Origin of the sequence: Croceibacterium sp. TMG7-5b_MA50 (genome assembly GCF_039830145.1) — a bacterium.
Classification (GTDB): domain Bacteria; phylum Pseudomonadota; class Alphaproteobacteria; order Sphingomonadales; family Sphingomonadaceae; genus Croceibacterium.
On record NZ_CP156082.1, the window covers coordinates 1,088,526 to 1,107,188 of the forward strand.

The window sequence follows — 18,663 nt, forward strand, 5'->3', positions numbered from 1 at the left end:
TGGCGCGGCGTAGATACAGGAGAGCAGCCGCAGGCATGCGCGGCTGGCGCAGGGATGCGGGCGGCGGCGCGCTACTCGCGCGCGCGGTCGGTCTGCAGGCGTACGGCGGGCGCCGGATGCGCCGCGATGGCCGTGGGCCGGTCCGGCGTCTGCCAGCCGGCGACGCGCACCTGGGGTGCGGCCCCGGTCAGCCGGACATCATGGACGGGGGCGGCAATCGCGGAATTGCTGGCGACCTGCTCCGCCGCGAGCACGACCTGAGCCGCCCGCGCAGGCGCGCCGATGGCGGCGAAACCGGCGCATAGCGCGATCAAGGTCAGCAGACGGCGGATCATCGGACGCGACACATAGGTGGTCGCAACTATATCGTCGAGTCTTCGCAGCCCCTTTGAACCGCCGTCGGCCTATGTCCGGACCTGACCGGGATCGATCACATCACCGGTATCGGGCGGCGTGATGACGGTCGCAGGCGCCACATGACGCCGGTCGATCCATGTGGCGAGTGTCCCTTCATTCAGCGCCAAGGCAGGACTGAAGCGGTCGGATGCCATGTAATCCAGCACCGATCGGCGCAGGGCTGGCCCACCGGCGAAGCCTGCCGTGCCCTGCTCCGTCAGGTCGAAGGCACTGGCGATCAGCCGGCCCGGACCGACGCGCGCCTCGAACAGCAGGGCGGTGCGCAGGCTGCGGTTCCAGTCGTCGATCGGTTGCACGATCGGGCGCAAGTCGGGCGGCAGCGCCTCCACGTTCATGGCGGTGGTTGCCCCGATCAGGTCGACCCACTGCCAGTCGCAATGGTCCTGCGTCGGGAAGCCGGCCAACGCCGGATGCGCGGCATCGTTCAGCAGGCCCAGCATCCAGGCGCGGCTGGGGTTCATCAGCCGGTTCCAGAAGATCGGCACGGTGGTCATGGCCAGGTCCGGATTGGCCTCTGCCGGATTGCCCGACAGGAACAGCACACGCCCGCCAGCGGCCAGCGCCGCCCTGGCCTCCGCCCAGTCCGCCGTGGTCACCACACCTGCGGGTTGCGGTACTTCCTCGGCCGGCGGGTAGACCCAGAAACGCCAGCGATTGCGGAAGGCGGTGCCCGCCAGTTCCACGACCAGTTCGTAGGCCGCCGGGGCCGGCAGGCGCGACAGGTCCGCACTGATGGTGCCGAGCGGGATCGCCTTGCCGCGCGGGGCGGCGCGCGCTGGCAGGTCGCCCGACTGGACTGTCTTGCCCGCCGTATCCATGATCCGCCAGCGCGGGCGGACGGAGCGCAGCGGGCGCGGGCCGTGATGATAAAGCTCGGCCGAAGCCTCCAGCATCCGGTCGCTGGTGAAGGTGCGGTCCTTCAGCCGGACCAGCGGCACGGTGGCGCTGCAGAACTCCCGCCATTCGGGCGCATCGACATAGCCCTTGGGTTCCCAAAAAGCATCGAGCAGGCCCATCAGCGCGCCGCCCTGGCCAAGGTAGTCGTGCAGGTCGAGCATCTGGAAACCCGAATGTGACGGGGTGCGCAGATTGGCTTCCAGCTCCTCCTTGTAGCAGGCGAGCTGAAACCGGCCGGAGGCGTGGGCGAATTGCCGGTTCAGGTCCAGCAGGCCGTGCGCGGCGGCGAAGTCGCGCATGATCTCGTAATTGCCGGGCACCATGTAGGGTACGTCGCCGGTGTCGATGCCGTGCGGAAACGCGGCATAGTCGCTCTGGCCGGAAAACTTGTCGATCAGGCCGAGATCGGGATAGGCGCACCATTGCCCGGTCTCGTGACTGATGACCGGCTGCGCCACGCCGCCGAGCAGTTCCTGCAGCTCTTCCTCGTAATCCTCCCCGAACCAGCCACGCGGGCCGCGCACGGTGGAGCCGACCACCAGAAAGTCGGCCGCGAACGGCGTGCCCGGCCCGCCCGGCGCACGGGCATGGCGGCCGGTTCCGTCGGTGTAGAGGCGGCGCGGATCGGCGGCCTTCCAGCGCTCGTCCCAACCGGGCAGCTGAGCATGGAACTGGCCCGCCGGCTCGTTGCCGCTGCCCATCAGGATGAACGATGGGTGGTTGCCATAGGCGCGGATCAGCCGGGCGGTCTCGTCATGCAGGACGGCCAGCATGCGGCCGCCGGCATCGAAATTGTTCCACATCGCGCATTCGGGTTGCAGGTAGAACCCCATCCGGTCCGCGGCGATGAACGCCGCCTCCGGCGGGCACCAGCTGTGGAAACGCATGCCGTTCAATCCCCATTCCTGGCAGATGGCGATGATCCGCTGCCAGGTCTCGAGATCCGTCGCGGGATAACCGGTCAGCGGGAAGGCGCCGGCATCATGCGTCCCGCGCATGTCCAGCACCTCTCCGTTCAGCAGGATGCGGTGCCCGTCCGTCGTGATCTCCCGCATGCCGAACGTGACGTCCCGACGGTCCTGCCCCGCGGGGCTGTCGAGCGTGACGGCGAGCGTGTGCAGGTGAGGATCGAATTCCGACCACGGCCGGGGATTGCGCATCGGTACCTCGATCGTTGCCTCGCCCCCTTCCGCCGTCCACGACACCGGCACGGACACACCACCGGCATTGACCGTGCCGGAGCCGGTCGCCCCCGTGACGTTGCCGATCCTGATCTGCACCCTCGCCAATCGCGCGGCGAGATCGGGGAAGACCTGCACATCGTCCAGCCAGACCGGGGCCGTCGCGCTGAGTTCAATGCGGCCGACCACACCGTTCCAGGTCGTGCCGGTACCGTCCGTCACGCCGTGGCCGTCGGGCCGGTAGACCGGCTCCTGCATGCTGTTGTCGATGCGCAGGGTCAGCCGGTGTGTCCCGGGCTCCATGATGCCCAGGTCAAACTCGTGCGGCGCGACGAGCGACCGGTCGCTGCCGACGGGTCGATTGCCGATCCAGGCATCCGTGCGCCAGCGGGTGCGTTCGAGGTGCAGCATCACCCGCTTGCCGGCCCATTCCGCCGGTACCTCGATGTCGCGCTGGTACCAGGCGACCCCCAAATAATGCCGGATCGGCTGCGACAGGTACGGCACCTTGACGTTGCCCGGTCGGGTATACGGCTCGTACTGCGGCAGCAGGTACCAGCGCATGTCGCGCGGCAGGGCGGCGACGAACTGCGTATCCGCCTCGATCTCGTTGCCGAAGCCTTGCGTCTGCAGGATGCCCGGCAGACGGATCGACAGGTCCGATGGCATTACCTTGTTGAACCAGTAATCGGCGCTGCCGACATCCGCCGGGTCGAGGGCGAAGCGCCACTCTCCCGCAAGCGAGATCGCACCCTCATGCTCAGGCACCGATGGTGCCGACCGGGCGTGCAGCGCACCCGGGAAGACGGCGCTGGCACCCAGCAGGGCAACGAAGGTGCGGCGATCGACGGTCAAGTCATTCATGAAAAACGGTTTCACAGATGGGAGGGGGATGCACAAGAGCCTGAAGGTTTCCGCGGACGCGCCGATGCTTGTGGCTTTCGCAAGGCTTCGATAATCTTCGCACCCAAGAACAAGCGGGGAGGTGACGATGGCCAGTGGTGACATGACAGGGCCTACCGACGGATCGACGCAGGGCCGCGCACGACGTATTTTACGGAGCGGCGGCGGGTTGCTGGCGATCGCGGCCCAAGCCGTGCTGCTCAGCAGCATTCCGGCCACCGTCGCCGCGCAGGATCGGGTCAAGCCGCGCGTCATCGTGCTGACCGATATCGAGAACGAGCCGGACGATGCGCAATCGCTGGTCCGCTTCCTCGCCTATTCCAATCAGTGGGACGTGGAGGGGCTGGTCGCCACCACCTCCGTCCACATGCAGGACCGTGTCGCGCCGCAGCGCATCCGCGCGATCGTCGATGCCTATGGCAAGGTCCGCCCCAACCTGCTGCTGCACGAGCCAGGCTTCCCCGATCCGGCGCAGCTGACCTCCCTGATCCGGGAGGGTCTGCCGCAGACAGGCATGGCGGCGGTCGGCGAAGGCAAGGATTCACCGGGCTCCCGCTTGCTGATCGAGGCGGCGGATCGGGCGGACGAGCGGCCCCTATGGGTGCTGGTCTGGGGCGGGCCCAACGTGCTGGCGCAGGCGCTGTGGCAGGTGGAGCGGACCCGATCCGCCGCGGAACTCGCCGCTTTTGTGGCCAAGCTGCGGGTGTACACCATATCGGACCAGGATGATTCCGGGCCGTGGATCAGGACCACTTTCCCGAACCTGTTCTATATCGCCAGCCCCGGCGTGCATGCCGGCGGCGCCTACCATTCCGCGACGTGGAGCGGAATCAGCGGCGACCGCTTCCATGGCCGTTTCACCGGGCCCGATTTCAGCATCGTCGACAACCCCTGGCTGGACCGTAACGTCCGCAGCAAGGGCCCGCTGGGGGCTGAATATCCGCACACCGAATTCATCATGGAAGGCGACACGCCGTCCTTCCTGTACCTGATCGACAACGGCCTGGGCAGTCCGGAGCATCCGGATTGGGGCAGTTGGGGCGGCCGCTACGAACATTACCGGCCGCGCACCCGCAAATGGTTCCTGCAGGACGAGACACGTCCGTTCTGGACCGATGCCGAGGACGAGGTGATGGGGGCGGACGGGTTCTGGCATACCAGCAACAAGGCCACGATCTGGCGCTGGCGGCAGGCGTATCAGAACGATTTCGCCGCGCGCATGGATTGGGCGGTCAAGCCGTTCGACCAAGCGAACCATGCGCCGGTTGTACGGCTGGGCCATGGCGACCAGTTCACCGCGCGGCGCGGGGAGACCATCCGGCTGAGCGCAGCAGGCACGACCGATCCCGACGGCGATCGCCTGTCCTATGACTGGTTCCACTACCCGGAGCCCGGTAGCTTCACCACGGCCTATGGCCGCGGGGCCACGCCGATCGCGATCCAGACGGCGGAGGACGGCACGGCCACCATGACCGTGCCGACCGAACGGGTGCTGCGCAGCGGGACGCTGCATCTGATCCTGCAGGTGACGGACGGCGGCACGCCCGCGCTCACCCGATATCGCCGGGTGATCGTCAACGTGGTGGATTGAACCGCAGCTTCACGGCCCAGCCGCCGGACAGGGCAGCCCCGGCCTGCGCTCCCTATGTGCGCCTACCGCGGGGCGAGCGCAAAATCATTCAGCCGCCGGGCATTGCCGCGGTCGATCAGGAAGCATTCCATCAACTGCTTTTCGGGCATGCCGGTCTCCGCAGTCCGCAGGTAGCGATCGGCAAGCTCCACCGCATATTGCGCCTGCCGGTGTGCCGGCTGCAGCACGGTCGCCACCATCTTGCCCGCCAGGATCGCGTCGCGCGCATCGTTGGACCCGTCGAACCCGACCACCGCCACATCGCTGCGCCCGGCGCTTTCCAGCGCGGCGATCGCGCCCAGCGCCATGGTATCGTTGCCCGCTATGATACCCTTCACGTCGGGATGCGCCTGCAGGATCGACTGGGTGACGGTGAACGCCTGCGCCTGATCCCAATTGGCGCTCTGCCGCGAGACCATGGTGAGGCCGGGATAGCGGTCGAGCACCGCATGGTACCCTTGCGAGCGGATGCCGGCATTGGTGTCGGATTCCCGGCCCACCAGTTCGGCATAGGTGCCCTCCCCGCCCATCGCCTCGGCGAAAGCTTCCGCGCCCAGCGTCGCGCCCTGGAAGTTGTTGGACACGATCTGCGCCACCGCGGCGCCGCGGCTGGAGATCTCCCGGTCGATCAGGAAGGTTGGAATGCCGGAAGCCTTCGCCTTCAACACCGCCGCGACGCTGGCATCCGACCCCGCATTGTCCAGCACGATCGCCGCCGCGCCACGCGCGATCGCGCTCTCGATCAGCTCGTTTTGGCGGAAGGCGTCGTCCCCGTGGGAAAAGCTCAGAGTCTCATAACCGAGCGCCCGTGCCCGCTGTTCGGCGGCGCGCGCCTCCTGCCCGAAGAACGGGTTATCGAGCGAAGGGGTGATGACAACCATCAGCCGGCGATCCCCGCCGCCGGGCAGCAGCGCCAGCAGCGCGGCGCCCACGACCACCACGATCCCGATGACCACCAGCACCAGGCGGGTGCGGGTCGTGCCGGTCATGCGATCACCACCTTCACCCCCGCCGCTTCCAGTGCGGCGCGATCCTCGTCCCGGATAGCGTCATCAGTCACCAGCGTATGGATCTGCTCCACCCCGCCCAGCGAGGAGAAGGAGCGCCGGCCAATCTTGCTGCTGTCCGCCACCAGGATCACCTCGCTGGCGGAATCGATCATCGCCCGCTTCACCGGAATGTCCGATAGGGAGGGAAAGGTCAGCCCCGCCTCCACCGAGATGGCGGCGGTCGCCAGGAACAGCTTTTGCGCGAACAGGCCGCGGAAGTAGTCGGCCGAACGCTCTCCGCTCAGCGACAGAGTCGGCGGCTTGAAGTGGCCACCGGGCATGTGAATCTCGAAGTTGGGCAGGCCGCCCAGCATCACCGCGATGTTCAGCGCATTGGTGATGACGGTCAGCCCCTCGTGCTCCGTCAGCTGCATCGCCACCTCGCTGGTGGTCGATCCGGAATCGAGGATCACCGTCTCGCCATTGGCGACCATCGCCGCCGCCGCCCGGCCGATCCGGCGCTTGGCATCCATGTTGACCATGTGGTGCAGCGCCAGCGCCTGCACCTGCTGAGTGACCGACTTCAGGAAGGCGCCGCCATGCTCGCGCACGATGTGCCCGTCGGCTTCCAGCTTCTCCAGGTCCTGCCGAACCGTCACCTCCGACACGCTGAACGCATCGGCGAGGTCGCGCACGCGGGCGGTCCCTTCCTCCTGCAACCATTCCAGGATCTTCATCCGGCGCGCTTCGCCCAGCAGCCCGGATCGCGGTGTACGGCCCATCATGCCTTGCTCCAGCCGCCGCGCGCCATGCGCTGCTGGAACTGATCCAGCATCACCGCGCCCACGATCACCGCACCCTTGATCACCATCTGCCAAAACTCGCTGACGCCCATCATCACCATGCCGTCGCCTAGTACGCCAATCACGCAAGCGCCAATCATTGTGCCGCCGATCGTACCGCGTCCACCGGCGAGGGAAGCGCCACCCAGCACGACCGCGGCGATCGCGCTGAGTTCGAACGTCTCGCCAGAGGCGGGATGGGCGGAAGTGAGATCGGATGCGACGATGAGGCCGACCAGCGCGGCGCAGGCGCCCGAGATCATGTAGGCCGCGCACTTGATCCGGTCGACCCGCACGCCCGACAGGAATGCAGCGCGCTCGCTGCCGCCTACGGCGTAGATCCGGCGGCCGAATGGGGTGTGCGCCGCCACGATTGCAGCCACGGCCGCCAGCACGATCAGGATCAGCACGGGCACCGGCACGCCCAGCAGGCGCCCTGCCCCCAGCAACTGAAAGCCCTGGTTGCCGAAGGCCGGATTGCCGACGAGGTTGGGAAAGGTGGTGCCGTTCGACAGCAGCAGCGCGGCGCCGCGCGCCACGTAGAGCATGCCCAGCGTGGCGATGAACGGCGCCACGCCGAAGCGGGTGATGAGCGTCCCGTTGACCAGCCCGATAGCCGCGCCGAGCGCGACCACAAGCACGATCACCAGCGGAATGGACGGGAAGATCGCCACGCCCATCGGCGCGAGCACGATGCCGTTCAGGATCAGCCAGCCCGCGACCATGCCGCCCAGCCCCGCGACGGATCCCACCGACAGGTCGATGCCGCCGGTCAGCACCACGAAGGTCATGCCGATACCCAGTACCGCAATGATCGCGATGTGCTTGGCCATGATCAGCCCGTTCGCCAGCGACAGGAAGTTGGGCGCCATCACGCCGAAGAACGCCAGCACCACGAACAGCGCGATCAGCGCACGCAGGCGGATCGCCAGGTTCAGCACTGTCCGGCCACCGGAGCGGGACCCATCCGCAACAACCGTCTCGCTCATGCAGCATCCAGCTCTTGATCAGATCGCGCCGAGGCATTCGCGGCGCGCAGCAGCACCTCCTCGCTCGCCTCGGCAGCGGGAAGGTCCGCGGTGATGCGGCCCTGCGCCATGACCAGGATGCGGTCCGCAAAGGTGGTCGCTTCCACCACGTCGGAAGTCGAGAAGATCACGGCGACATCCTGCGCGCAAAGATCGCGCATCCTGCTGAAGATCTCCGCCCGCGCGCCCACGTCGACCCCGCGACCCGGTTCGTCGAGCAGCAATACCCGCGGTCCCGGCAGCAAGGAACGCCCGATCAGCACCTTCTGCTGGTTGCCGCCGGACAGGGCGCCGATCGGCGTGGCGGCGGACGGCGCCTTGACGGCCATGGTCCGCATCATCGGGGTAATCGTTTCATGTTCCGCCTGCCGGGACACCAGCCCCAGGCGGCGAAGACGGTCCAGCACCGAGACGGACAGGTTCTGACCCACTGCCAGATTGCCGAACAGGCCTTCCGCCTTGCGATCCTCCGGCACGAGCTGGACGCCATGCTCCAATCGCGCATGGAGCGGCAGCCGATCGATCGCGGTGCCATCGACCCGGATGCTGCCCGACGAGGGCCGCGCACCGCAGATCGCCTCGAACAGCTCGCTGCGGCCGGCGCCGAGCAGGCCGTAGATCGCGGTGAGCTCTCCCGCCCGTGCCTCCATGTCCAGCCCATCGACCGCAAGGGCTCCGCTAGCGCGGCGCACCTTCAGGTTGGCGATGGACAGCATGGTCCGGCCTGGCGTGCCGCTCGCATGCGGGCGCGGCGTGCCTTCCGACCCCATCATGTGCTGGATGATCCACGGGATCGAGAACTCGCCCCGGTCGGCATAGGCAACCCGGCGTCCGTCCCGCAGGATGGTGACGTGGTCGCCGATCCGCTCGATCTCCTGCATGCGGTGGGAAATGTAGATGATGGCAACGCCGGCGTTCTTCAGTTCCGCGATGACGGCGAACAATTGCTCGATCTCCGCGGCACTGAGCGCGGAGCTCGGCTCGTCCAGGATGAGGGTAGACACGTCGCGTGACAGGGCGCGGGCGATCTCCACCACCTGCTGTTCGCCGATGCTGAGCGCATGGACCGGTGTGTCGGGGTCGATGCGCGCACCCAGGCGGCCCAGGATCTCCACGGCGCGTGCCCGTTCCGCCCGATGATCGAGCATGCGCCCGCTGTTGACGCTGCGGTCCAGGAAGATGTTCTGCGTCACCGTCAGGTTCGGGCACAGGCTGAGTTCCTGATGCACGATGCCAATCCCGTGCGCCGCCGCGTCGGCGATCGATCGCAGAACCACCGGTTGCCCATCGATCGACAGCGTGCCGCCGTCACACGTCTCCACTCCGGCGACGATGCGCATGAGGGTGGACTTGCCGGCGCCATTCTCCCCGATCAGCACGTTCACCGCGCCGGCATGGGCGTCGAAGTCGACGTCATCGAGCGCCCGAATGACTCCGTAGCGCTTGATTATGTTGCGTGCCGCGACCCTGATCATTGGATCGCCAACTGGATCGGAGTGACCACAGGCGGCTCCACCCCGCCGTTGGCGCTGACCGTGCCAACGAAGGTGACCCGATCGCCTACTGCCACCCGGCTCAGCGTGGGTTCGAGCCGCTGAAGCGCGGCATCGGTCAGCGCCATGCCGGCTTTGGCGAAGCTGATCTGATCTGGGAAGCCATCAAAGGTGATGGACGGCATGGCATCACGGATGGTGCTGCCGGATACCACGGGCCCGGTCTGGATCAGCACCGGCCCGGAGGCGGCCTGCACTTCCATCCGGCCGCGCGGACCATCCCGATCGATCCTGCGGACCACACCGGTGCCGCGGACGGCGAAAGTCCATGGCGACCCCTCGCCCGCGCGGTTGCCGCGGCTCTCGCCCAGCTCGTCCAGCGGCCCGCCAAGCCGATCCAGCGGGATCGCCCGTGCGCCAAGCTCCTGCTCGACCCGGGTGGGCCATGTCTCTGCCATGAACCGTGCAAGGTCAAACGCACCGCTGTCCCGCGCGCGCACCGCGGCCACCTCGTCCAGCGGCACGACGGTGCAGCCGGCCAGCGGCACCAGCAGCCCCGCGATGGCGACGCCCCGCCATACCCCTTGCGCTATGCAGGTAATCCGCACCAACGATCCTCTCACCTACGCATGGCTCTGCGGCCATGTTGTCGTCGGCCAGAAAGCTAGGCGGCGGCGACAGCCCATGTCAAACGGTCGTTTGTCAATTTCTTCGAACGTCTGCCCCCGCATGGTGTAGCGCAACAGCCGCAATCACCGTCGAGCATGAACACATTGACCGCTCGCTCAACCCGCAAGCTCGGATGTACCGTGTTTTCGCTTGCTTTCGCTTGGTTGTGGTGGAAAACAAATCAGACGCAAACGCCAGATTTGCGCTCGACCAGGGAAAGGTTTGCCATGAATTCTCCCGAAACCGTACGTGCGTGCGTCCGGCTTGCACCCCTTCGTGCCACGCTGCTGGCGGGTGCCAGCATGCTTCTTGCCATTCCCGCCGCCGCGCAGGACGCAACCCTGCCGGACCAGACAGCGATCGTGCCCGGCGGTGTCGAGGGAGACGACGAGATCGTCGTCACCGGCTTCCGCAGCAGCCTTGCCCGCGCGCTGGAGATCAAGCGCGAGAGCACCGGTGTTGTCGACACGATCGTGGCGGAAGACATCGCCAAGTTCCCCGACAACAACCTGGCCGAATCGATTCAGCGTGTGCCGGGCATCGCCATCTCGCGCGACCAGGGACAGGGTCGCTCGATCTCCGTCCGCGGCCTTGGCGGCGACTTCACCGCCACTCGCATCAACGGCATGGAGAGCCAGGCCACGACCGACGGCTATAACGGTGCGAACCGGTCGCGCGGGTTCGACTTCAACGTCTTTGCATCCGAACTGTTCAGCCAGATCGACGTGCGCAAGACCGCCTCCGCCGACCTGCCGGAAGGTTCGCTGGGCGCCACGGTGGATCTCACCACGTCCCGTCCGCTCAGCTTCAACGAGACGGTGGTCACCCTGTCGGCGCAGGCCGGCTACAACGATCAGGCCGACAAGCTGGACCCGCGCCTGGCCGCGGTGTTCGCCACGCAGAACAGCAGCGGCACGATCGGCGCGCTGGTCTCCGCCTCTTACTCCATCGCGTCCGGCAACTTCCAGCAGAGCAATTCGGGTGACTGGAACCAGGGCATCGGCGATGGCGGGTTCTGCAATCCGGTGGCGCGGCCGACGCCCTGTGCCGGGACGAACATCGCAGTCTACAACCAATTGCAGAACCCGGCGGTCTACAACCCCCGCTTCCCGCGCTACGTCCAGGGCGTGGGCGAGACGGAGCGGCTTGGCCTGACTGGCAGCCTGCAATGGCAGCCGAGCGACGAGACCAACCTTGTGCTCGACGTGCTGTATTCAAAGTTCGACGTCCGGCGTGACGACTGGGCGCTGGAGCCGATCGGCTTCAGCCGCGCCGCTTCGCAAGGCGGCAAGCCGGAATCAATCGTGCGCGACGGCGTGATAGATGACACCAACTCCCTGGTTTACGGGCTGTTCGACAATGTCGATCTGCGTTCCGAACATAACCGCGACAACTTCACGACGGAATTCATCCAGGGCACGCTGGCGGGCGAGCACGAGTTCAGCGACCGCTTTTCCGTTCGCGGGCTGGTTGGCCACTCCCGGTCCGACTTCGACAACTTCATGGACCTGTCGACGCAGATCGACTCGTTCAACGTCGACAACTTCTCCTATGACCTGAGGCCGCTGGGGCAGACGGCGCCGGCGATTAATTGGGGTATCGACGTCACCAACCCCGCCAGCTGGTACTTCGGTCCGCGTGTGACGCAGCCCGACGGCACCGGTGCGACCGGGCCGGAGATCCGGCTGCGGCCGAACTACATCCAGAACCGCAACACCACCGCCCGCGCCGATGCCAGCTTCGCGGCGAGCGATGCGGTGAAGCTGACGGCCGGGGCGGAGTACAAGCAGTACAAGTTCGCCTCGCAAGCTCTGCGCTACGTGGAGGGAGAGGCGAATTTCCCGGCGATCCCGGCTGGCTACGACATCCAGGCGTTGACCCAGCCGTTCTGCGGGTTTGAAAACTTCGACATGCCTGACGGCAACACCAAGTGCTGGGTATCGCCGAACATCGATGCCTATGACGAAGCGTACAACATCTTCGGCAACCAGGGCCGCACATTGCTGTCGAGCACCGTCGCGGCCGCGCGGGGCGACAATCGTGCCGTGACCGAGCGCGACTGGTCGTTCTACGGCATGGCCGCGCTTGACACGGAGGTGGGCGGCATGCGGCTGCGCGGCAATATCGGCGGGCGCTACGTCATCACGCGTCAGCGATCGAACTTCCTCACCACCGTGCCGGCCAGCGTCTCGCCGACCGGTGTTGTCCCTACCGAAGTCGTGCGCACCTACCGCAACTTCTTGCCCTCCGTGAACGTTGTGCTGGAGCCGACCGACGATCTGGTTGTGCGGTTCGCGGCGGCCAAGACGATGTCCCGCCCGCCGCTGGGCAACCTGGCCGGCGCGACCACCGTCAGCGTGTCCGGCGGCTCCCGCACGGTCAACACCGGCAACCCGTTCCTGGAACCGTTCAAGTCGAACAATCTCGACCTGTCGGTGGAATGGTACCCGTCTGCCGGATCGATCGTGTCGGTCGGCGTCTTTTACAAGGACATCAGCACCTACATTCAGTCGAACACTCTGACGGCGCCCTACTCCACCACCGGCCTGCCGGCGGAACTGCTGGCCGGGACCAATGTGACGCCCGACACCGACTTCGTCATCACCAGCGTGGTGAATACCGATGGCGGGCCGCTGAAGGGCGTGGAGATCAACCTGCAGCAGCAGCTCGACTTCCTGCCGGGCGCGCTGGACGGCTTCGGCGTTCTGGCGAACTACACCTACGTCGATTCGACCATCGAGTATCAGGCGGGAACCAGCTTCGTGACCGCGACGCTGCTGAACCTGTCGAAGAACTCCCTCAACGGCACACTCTATTACGAGAAGGAAGGTTTCCAGGCGCGCGTTTCCGCCAACTTCCGCGACAAGTACCTGACCGGCGTCCCGGCCGCCTTCAATCAGGATGTCGCTGGTACGCGTGCCGCGACCTATGTGGACGCATCGGTTTCGTATGACCTGAACGAGAACGTCACGATCAGCGCCGACGCCATCAACCTGACCAACCAGGCCGACGTGCAATACAGCGATTCCCGCGCGGACCGCTGGGTCAATTACCGTCTGAACGGTCGACAGTTCTACCTGGGTGTCCGCACCCGGTTCTGACCGGCGCGAGTCCATCAGCCATCAGGGTTGCGAAGCCGGCGTCCCCGCCATAGGCGCAACCCTGATGGATCTGTCCCGCTCCCCCCTCGCCCAGCCATTCCCGGCCATCCCGCCCATCGCCGGCGTCACCCTGCGCGTGGCGCGGGCGCGGTACAAGGATTGGGATCGCGCCGACTTGACCTATGCCGAACTGGCGCCCGGTACCGCGGTGGCGGGCGTCTTCACCAGGAATGTGTGCTGTTCCAGTGAAGTGGAACTGGGACGGGAGAATGTGCGTGAGGGGTCGGCCCGCGCGCTGATCGTGAATGCCGGCAATTCCAACGCCTTCACCGGCTATCGCGGACGCGAGGCGGTGGATGCGATCATGGCGCAGGTCGCAGGGCATCTCGGCTGCGCGCCGCGTGAGGTCTTCGTGTCATCCACCGGCGTCATTGGGGTGCCCCTGCCGCAGGACAAGGCGCGTGCGGGCGTGACCGAGGCACTCTCCGCACCTGCCTGCTCCTGGGAAGAAGCAGCGCTAACCATCGGAACGACCGACACTTTCGCCAAGGGAGCGGTCGCACAGGCGGTGATCGGCGGCCGCACGGTGACGCTGGCCGGGATCATCAAGGGCAGCGGCATGATCGCGCCCGACATGGCCACCATGCTGGGCTACATCTTCACCGATGCGGCGGTCTCGCCGGCCTTCCTGCAACAAGCATTGAGCAGCGCGAACGAGCGTACCTTCAGCTGCATCACGGTGGATAGCGACACCTCCACAAGTGATACGGTGCTGGCCTTCGCCACTGGGCAGGCGGGCAACGCACCGCTGACCGGGTGGGATGATGCCGGGGCCGACGCCTTTGCCGCGGCGCTGCATGACATCTGCCGGCAACTCGCCTTGCTGGTGGTCCGCGACGGGGAAGGTGCGCAGAAGCTGATAGAGGTCCGGGTGACCGGGGCCGTCAGCGACGAGAGTGCCCGACGCGTAGGTCTCGCCATCGCCAATTCGCCGTTGGTAAAGACGGCGATCGCAGGGGAGGACGCCAATTGGGGCCGGGTCGTCATGGCCGTCGGCAAGGCGGGCGAGCCTGCTGACCGCGACAGGCTGTCGATCGGCTTCGGTGGACACTGGACAGCGCGAGATGGCCAGCCCGTTGCCAATTACGACGAAGGGCCGGTGGCGGACCATCTGCGCGGACGGGAGATCGCAGTGGCGGTGGACCTCGGCCTTGGCGACGGACAGGCCATCGTGTGGACCTGCGATCTCACCCACGGCTACATCGCCATCAATGCGGATTACCGATCATGAGCATGCTTGACCGCGAGATCCTGGCCTTGTGCCGGGACGTTACCAGCCGCATCATCCTGCCGCGGTACCAGAACCTGCAGGCTGGCGAGGTGGAGGACAAGGGCGGCAACGACCCGGTCACCATCGCCGATCGGGAGGCGGAGATCGCCCTGTTCGAAGGGCTGGCCAAGCTGGAGCCCGGCATCGGCCATGTCGGGGAGGAAGGCGCCTTCGCCGATCAGGCGGTAATGGAACAGTTGCGCGGCCCGTGCTGGATCGTGGATCCGATCGACGGCACGCGCAACTTCGCCGCCGGGCAGCCGCCCTTCGGCATCATGATCGCGCGGGCCGACGGCGGCTTGGTGCAATCGGGCTGGATCTTCGACTGCCTGACCGAACGCTTCTGCGCCGCGCACAGGGGCGCCGGCGCCTTCGTCGATGGGGAGCGGATCACCGCGCAGACCACCGGGGCCGAAGTGCCGGTTGCAGCGATCAGCCTGATCTTCCTCGACGATGCGCACCGGCAACGCGTGCTGGACGGGCTGGGGCCGCATTATACGCTGGCCGACATCCCCTATTGCGCGGCGGAGCAATATCCGCGTCTTGCCCTGGGCGTGAACGATGTGTCGATCTTCGAACGGACGCTCGCCTGGGATCATGCCGCCGGCACCCTGTGGCTGGAAGAAGCTGGCGGCAAGGCCGCGCGCAATGATGGCTCACCCTACCGCGTGGACGAATGGGATCGCCGTGGCCTGATCGCCGCCGCCAGCCCGGCCATATGGCAGGTGATGGCCGATCGCTTAAACGTCCTGTGACATTCGGATACCCTTTTTGCGATTGATTTGCAGGTTGGCGTGACTAGATGGTTCTTGAACGTAATACGGAATAGCGATCTTGACCGCCCAACAACGCCCCGCCCCACGCCCACTTACGGTGATGAGCAAGCGCCTGCTGACGCCCAACATGCTGCGCGTAACGCTGGGTGGCGCGGGCCTCGCGGGTTTCCCGGCAGGGCAGGCCGGTGGCTACCTGAAGCTGCGCGTGCCGGCACAGGGTGGTGGCAAGCCATGCGTGCGCACCTACACGATCAGCGCGCAAGGGCAGGACGGGCTGGAGGTCGACTTCGCCCTTCATGCCGACGCACATGGCAAGGCCGGCCCGGCCACGGCCTGGGCGCTGGGCACCGACGTCGGTGACGTGCTGGAAGTGGGCGGACCGGGCGCGGCCAAGCCGCTGCCGGCGGGCCATGACTTCTACCTGGTGGCAGGCGACATGACCTCCCTGCCCGCGATCAGCGTCAATCTGGCGGCGCTGCCTGACAATGCGCGCGGGCTGGCGGTCATCGAGATCAGCGACACGGCCGACCGGCAGGACCTGCCCTGCCCGGCGGGCGTGGAGCTCGCCTGGCTGGTCAAGCAGCCAGGCAGCGATCCCGACCTGCTTGCCCGGACGCTGCGCAGCCGTCCGTGGCCGCAAGGTTCGGTCTACGCCTGGGCAGCATGCGAGTTTGCCGCCATGCGGGCGCTCCGGACCTATTTGCGAGACGAGCGCGGCTTGATGCCAGACCGGCTGTATATCTCGAGCTACTGGCAGGCCGGCAGCACGGAGGATCGCCATCGCGAGGTGAAGCGCGCCGATGCCGAAGGCGCCGTCTGACTACTTGCCCGCTGCTTCGTAGTCGATGCCAAGCTGTTCCAGGTATGATCCGTAACGGCTTGAATCATAATAGAATGGTTCCATTAACGGGCGGTAGTCGCGCATCGCATCTGCGTTGAGGTGGATCGCCGGCTGGTCTTCCGGCCCGATCAACGGATCGTAGGTCTGCTCCGCCCCCTGCACATCGTTGAAGAACGCCTTGGCATCGCGCACCAGCTGCGGCGTCGTCATGATGTCGAGCACGGTCATCGCCACCGCCTTCGCCCCCTGCACCGCGCCCTTGTGCGCGATCGGCGTAGCCATCGCCATAGCGGCGAGCTGGTTGTGGTAGATTACGTTCGGAATGTTGGAGGGATAGCTGATGGTGATCGTCGGCACCGTCCACATGATGTCGCCGATATCGTCCGACCCGCCGCCAAGACCCGGCCCACGCGTCTCCGGGGTGGAGAGCGGCGTCACCTCCTTGCGCAGCGGCTCCACCGTCAGCCCGTTGTTCTGCTGGACCCTCGCGGTGAAGGCCTGGTCGGCGGCGGACCATTCCGGCATGCCCACCGCGGCGATATTGACATACGCCGCCTCTGCCAGCGGGCGGTTGCCATAGTTCGGCGCGGCGTAGCCCAGCACCCGGCGGCTGACACTCGTGCCGGTTCCCAGGGCAGCCGCGTCGGCGATGATGTTGCCGGTTTCGTACAGCGCGCGCAGCGAGGCGAAATCCTTCTCCCGGAAGAAGTACCAGGCGCTGACCTTGTCCGGCACGATGTTCGGCTGCCGCCCGCCTTCGGTGATGATCGAGTGCGACCGCTGCGTCAGCGGCAGGTGCTCACGCCTGAGATTCCACATCACGTCCATGGCGGTGGCGGCATCGAGCGCGCTGCGGCCAGACCATGGCATGCCGGCGGCGTGAGCGGGCTTACCGGCGAAAGTATATTCGACGGAGACCAGCGCATTCAGCCCCATGTCCCCCCATGCGGTGGTGAACCGGTCGCCGACATGAACGAAGATGGAGGCATCGACGTCGCGGAACAGGCCGGCGCGCACGTAATATGCCTTGGTCGCCAGCAGCTCCTCCGCCACACCCGGCCACACCATCAGCCGCCCGGGCAGGTCGTGGCGCTCCATCACCTGCTTGATCGCGATCGCCGCCGCGACAATCGCGGGCATGCCGCTATTGTGCCCTTCGCCGGGACCGGGCGCCCCCTCCACCATCGGCTTCACCTCGGCCGTGCCGGGCATCTGCGACAGTCCGAGCAATTGATCGATGTCGCTGCCGAGCGCGACCTTGGGCCCGCCTTCGCCCCAGCTTGCGGTGAAGGCGGTCGGGATGCCGGCAACGCCGCGCTCCACCGTGAAGCCGTGCTGTTCCAGGATGCCGGTCAGGTATTCACTGGTCCGCACCTCCTGGAAGCCGGGCTCGCCATAGGAGTAGATCTGGTCGACCATGACCTGCACCTCCTTGCGCTGCGCCTCCACGGCGGCGGCCACCTCCGCCTTCAGTTCGGCGCTGGCCTCGGCATGGGCGGGCGGCGGCAGGATGGCAGGCACGGCGGCGCACAGCGCCAGCATGGCCGTGGCATATCGGATCGAAGCGGAAAATCTGCGGCGCATGTGAACCCCCTGCCCTGATGCACCCTGCTTTTACGCAGGACGGAGCAACGGTTCACGTCGAATGCATTCACCAACAACAAAGGGCGCGCAGTTTTCCTGCGCGCCCTTCCATGTTCCTGCAACTTTTCGGCAGCAGGCGAATCGGCGTTACTTGACCAGCTCGACCTCTTCGAAGCCCAGCTCCACCGGCGTGGCACGGCCGAAGATGGAGACGGACACCTTCACGCGGCTCTTGTCGAAGTCCAGTTCCTCCACGATGCCGTTGAAGCTGGTGAACGGGCCGGCATTGACCTTGACCTGATCGCCGATCTCGTAATCGACGCTGACCTGCTTCTTGGGGGCGGCTTTCGCCTCCTCCATGCCGCCGAAATAGCGCGCCGCCTCCCGCTCCGAAATGGCCTGCGGCTTGCCGCCATTGCCCAGGAAGCCGGTGACCTTGGGCGTGTTCTTGACGAGGTGGTACACGTCGTCCGTCATGTTCAGCTTGGCCAGCACATAGCCGGGCATGAACTTGCGTTCGACCTGCACCCGCTTGCCGCGCTTCACCTCGTTAACGGTCTCGGTCGGGACCTGCACCTCCTCGACAGCCTCGGCCAGGCCCATGCGCTCGGCCTCCGACAGGATGGATTCGCGGACCTTGTTCTCGAAGCCGGAATAGGCGTGGATGATGTACCAGCGGGCGGGCATCGGCGGTTCCTTCGCGCGTCTTTGTGCAGGGCCGTGCGGCCCCGGTAAATGAATCAAACCAGCGAGAGCAGCCAGCGCACGGCGACGCCGAAGATGGAATCGACGCCCAGGAAGAACACGGACAGGATCACCACCAAAATCGCGACGAAGATCGCCGTGCGGGTGGTTTCCTGCCGGGTGGGCCAGACCACCTTGTTCGCTTCCGCGCGTACCTGGCGGATGAATTCGCCGGGACTGGTCTTTTCCATCTCATGCTCGCTCGGCTGGGCCATAAAGGCCTTGGCTGCTCTTGGCG

15 protein-coding genes are annotated in these 18,663 nt (G+C 66.4%); 5 read left to right on the top strand and 10 right to left on the bottom strand.

From position 1 onward, the window contains the following. Positions 1-71: 71 nt before the first annotated feature. Positions 72-335 carry a hypothetical protein gene (locus V5740_RS05390; RefSeq protein ID WP_347304048.1) on the bottom strand — a complete coding sequence of 88 codons (264 nt, stop codon included), beginning with the start codon at positions 333-335 and terminating at the stop codon, positions 72-74. Between the two features lie 69 nt (positions 336-404). Then, complete coding sequence (locus tag V5740_RS05395; RefSeq protein ID WP_347304049.1) at positions 405-3,359, bottom strand: sugar-binding domain-containing protein; 2,955 nt, start codon at positions 3,357-3,359, stop codon at positions 405-407. Between the two features lie 142 nt (positions 3,360-3,501). Here V5740_RS05395 and V5740_RS05400 point away from each other — a divergent pair, with 142 nt between their 5' ends. Continuing rightward, the gene (locus V5740_RS05400) at positions 3,502-4,989 is read left to right on the top strand and encodes a nucleoside hydrolase-like domain-containing protein (RefSeq protein ID WP_347304050.1); all 1,488 of its coding nucleotides are present in this window, start codon (positions 3,502-3,504) and stop codon (positions 4,987-4,989) included. Between the two features lie 62 nt (positions 4,990-5,051). Here V5740_RS05400 and V5740_RS05405 read toward each other — a convergent pair whose 3' ends face one another. Genes V5740_RS05405 through V5740_RS05425 form a run of 5 tightly spaced genes read right to left on the bottom strand, consistent with a single transcriptional unit; the run spans position 5,052 to position 9,988 of the window. Further along, complete coding sequence (locus tag V5740_RS05405; protein ID WP_347304051.1) at positions 5,052-6,017, bottom strand: D-ribose ABC transporter substrate-binding protein; 966 nt, start codon at positions 6,015-6,017, stop codon at positions 5,052-5,054. Continuing rightward, on the bottom strand, positions 6,014-6,802 hold the full coding sequence (locus tag V5740_RS05410) for a DeoR/GlpR family DNA-binding transcription regulator (protein WP_347304052.1): 789 nt from the start codon (positions 6,800-6,802) through the stop codon (positions 6,014-6,016). The genes V5740_RS05405 and V5740_RS05410 overlap by 4 nt, the downstream gene beginning before the upstream one ends. Beyond that, positions 6,799-7,848 carry an ABC transporter permease gene (locus tag V5740_RS05415; protein WP_347304053.1) on the bottom strand — a complete coding sequence of 350 codons (1,050 nt, stop codon included), beginning with the start codon at positions 7,846-7,848 and terminating at the stop codon, positions 6,799-6,801. The genes V5740_RS05410 and V5740_RS05415 overlap by 4 nt, the downstream gene beginning before the upstream one ends. Then, on the bottom strand, positions 7,845-9,362 hold the full coding sequence (locus tag V5740_RS05420) for a sugar ABC transporter ATP-binding protein (RefSeq protein WP_347304054.1): 1,518 nt from the start codon (positions 9,360-9,362) through the stop codon (positions 7,845-7,847). The genes V5740_RS05415 and V5740_RS05420 overlap by 4 nt, the downstream gene beginning before the upstream one ends. Beyond that, positions 9,359-9,988 (bottom strand): DUF2291 domain-containing protein, encoded by a 630-nt coding sequence (locus V5740_RS05425; protein ID WP_347304055.1) that lies wholly within the window; start codon positions 9,986-9,988, stop codon positions 9,359-9,361. The genes V5740_RS05420 and V5740_RS05425 overlap by 4 nt, the downstream gene beginning before the upstream one ends. Positions 9,989-10,276: 288 nt before the next feature. Between V5740_RS05425 and V5740_RS05430 the strand changes: the two genes are divergently transcribed. From V5740_RS05430 to V5740_RS05445, 4 genes are all read left to right on the top strand, one after another. Beyond that, the gene (locus tag V5740_RS05430; RefSeq protein WP_347304056.1) at positions 10,277-13,150 is read left to right on the top strand and encodes a TonB-dependent receptor; all 2,874 of its coding nucleotides are present in this window, start codon (positions 10,277-10,279) and stop codon (positions 13,148-13,150) included. Positions 13,151-13,214: 64 nt separating this feature from the next. After that, a complete protein-coding gene (gene argJ, locus V5740_RS05435) occupies positions 13,215-14,441 on the top strand; it encodes a bifunctional glutamate N-acetyltransferase/amino-acid acetyltransferase ArgJ (RefSeq protein WP_347304057.1) in 1,227 nt (408 codons plus the stop codon). Continuing rightward, positions 14,438-15,235: an inositol monophosphatase family protein gene (locus V5740_RS05440; protein ID WP_347304058.1), complete on the top strand. Its 798-nt coding sequence runs from the start codon at positions 14,438-14,440 to the stop codon at positions 15,233-15,235. Before argJ ends, V5740_RS05440 begins: the two co-directional genes overlap by 4 nt. A 121-nt stretch (positions 15,236-15,356) precedes the next feature. After that, a complete protein-coding gene (locus tag V5740_RS05445) occupies positions 15,357-16,076 on the top strand; it encodes a siderophore-interacting protein (RefSeq protein WP_347304059.1) in 720 nt (239 codons plus the stop codon). Here the strand turns inward: V5740_RS05445 and V5740_RS05450 are convergent, their stop codons facing one another. The 3 genes from V5740_RS05450 to secE form a co-directional block, all read right to left on the bottom strand. Further along, positions 16,077-17,681, bottom strand: coding sequence for a peptidase dimerization domain-containing protein (locus V5740_RS05450; RefSeq protein ID WP_347304060.1), 1,605 nt, complete (start codon positions 17,679-17,681; stop codon positions 16,077-16,079). A gap of 147 nt (positions 17,682-17,828) precedes the next feature. Next, the gene (gene nusG, locus V5740_RS05455; RefSeq protein WP_347304061.1) at positions 17,829-18,368 is read right to left on the bottom strand and encodes a transcription termination/antitermination protein NusG; all 540 of its coding nucleotides are present in this window, start codon (positions 18,366-18,368) and stop codon (positions 17,829-17,831) included. A 53-nt stretch (positions 18,369-18,421) separates the two neighbouring features. Further along, positions 18,422-18,616 carry a preprotein translocase subunit SecE gene (gene secE, locus V5740_RS05460; protein ID WP_347304452.1) on the bottom strand — a complete coding sequence of 65 codons (195 nt, stop codon included), beginning with the start codon at positions 18,614-18,616 and terminating at the stop codon, positions 18,422-18,424. Between the last annotated feature and the right edge of the window lie 47 nt (positions 18,617-18,663).

What these genes read in the sequence shown, in the direction of transcription:
- secE (WP_347304452.1), bottom strand. Translation starts at nt 18,616, where the DNA reads ATGGAAAAGACCAGTCCCGGCGAATTCATCCGCCAGGTACGCGCGGAA.
- V5740_RS05400 (WP_347304050.1), top strand. Translation starts at nt 3,502, where the DNA reads ATGACAGGGCCTACCGACGGATCGACGCAGGGCCGCGCACGACGTATT.
- V5740_RS05445 (WP_347304059.1), top strand. Translation starts at nt 15,357, where the DNA reads ATGAGCAAGCGCCTGCTGACGCCCAACATGCTGCGCGTAACGCTGGGT.
- V5740_RS05440 (WP_347304058.1), top strand. Translation starts at nt 14,438, where the DNA reads ATGAGCATGCTTGACCGCGAGATCCTGGCCTTGTGCCGGGACGTTACC.
- V5740_RS05430 (WP_347304056.1), top strand. Translation starts at nt 10,277, where the DNA reads ATGAATTCTCCCGAAACCGTACGTGCGTGCGTCCGGCTTGCACCCCTT.
- argJ (WP_347304057.1), top strand. Translation starts at nt 13,215, where the DNA reads ATGGATCTGTCCCGCTCCCCCCTCGCCCAGCCATTCCCGGCCATCCCG.
- V5740_RS05415 (WP_347304053.1), bottom strand. Translation starts at nt 7,848, where the DNA reads ATGAGCGAGACGGTTGTTGCGGATGGGTCCCGCTCCGGTGGCCGGACA.
- V5740_RS05390 (WP_347304048.1), bottom strand. Translation starts at nt 335, where the DNA reads ATGATCCGCCGTCTGCTGACCTTGATCGCGCTATGCGCCGGTTTCGCC.
- V5740_RS05405 (WP_347304051.1), bottom strand. Translation starts at nt 6,017, where the DNA reads ATGACCGGCACGACCCGCACCCGCCTGGTGCTGGTGGTCATCGGGATC.
- V5740_RS05410 (WP_347304052.1), bottom strand. Translation starts at nt 6,802, where the DNA reads ATGATGGGCCGTACACCGCGATCCGGGCTGCTGGGCGAAGCGCGCCGG.
- V5740_RS05395 (WP_347304049.1), bottom strand. Translation starts at nt 3,359, where the DNA reads ATGAATGACTTGACCGTCGATCGCCGCACCTTCGTTGCCCTGCTGGGT.
- nusG (WP_347304061.1), bottom strand. Translation starts at nt 18,368, where the DNA reads ATGCCCGCCCGCTGGTACATCATCCACGCCTATTCCGGCTTCGAGAAC.
- V5740_RS05450 (WP_347304060.1), bottom strand. Translation starts at nt 17,681, where the DNA reads ATGCGCCGCAGATTTTCCGCTTCGATCCGATATGCCACGGCCATGCTG.
- V5740_RS05420 (WP_347304054.1), bottom strand. Translation starts at nt 9,362, where the DNA reads ATGATCAGGGTCGCGGCACGCAACATAATCAAGCGCTACGGAGTCATT.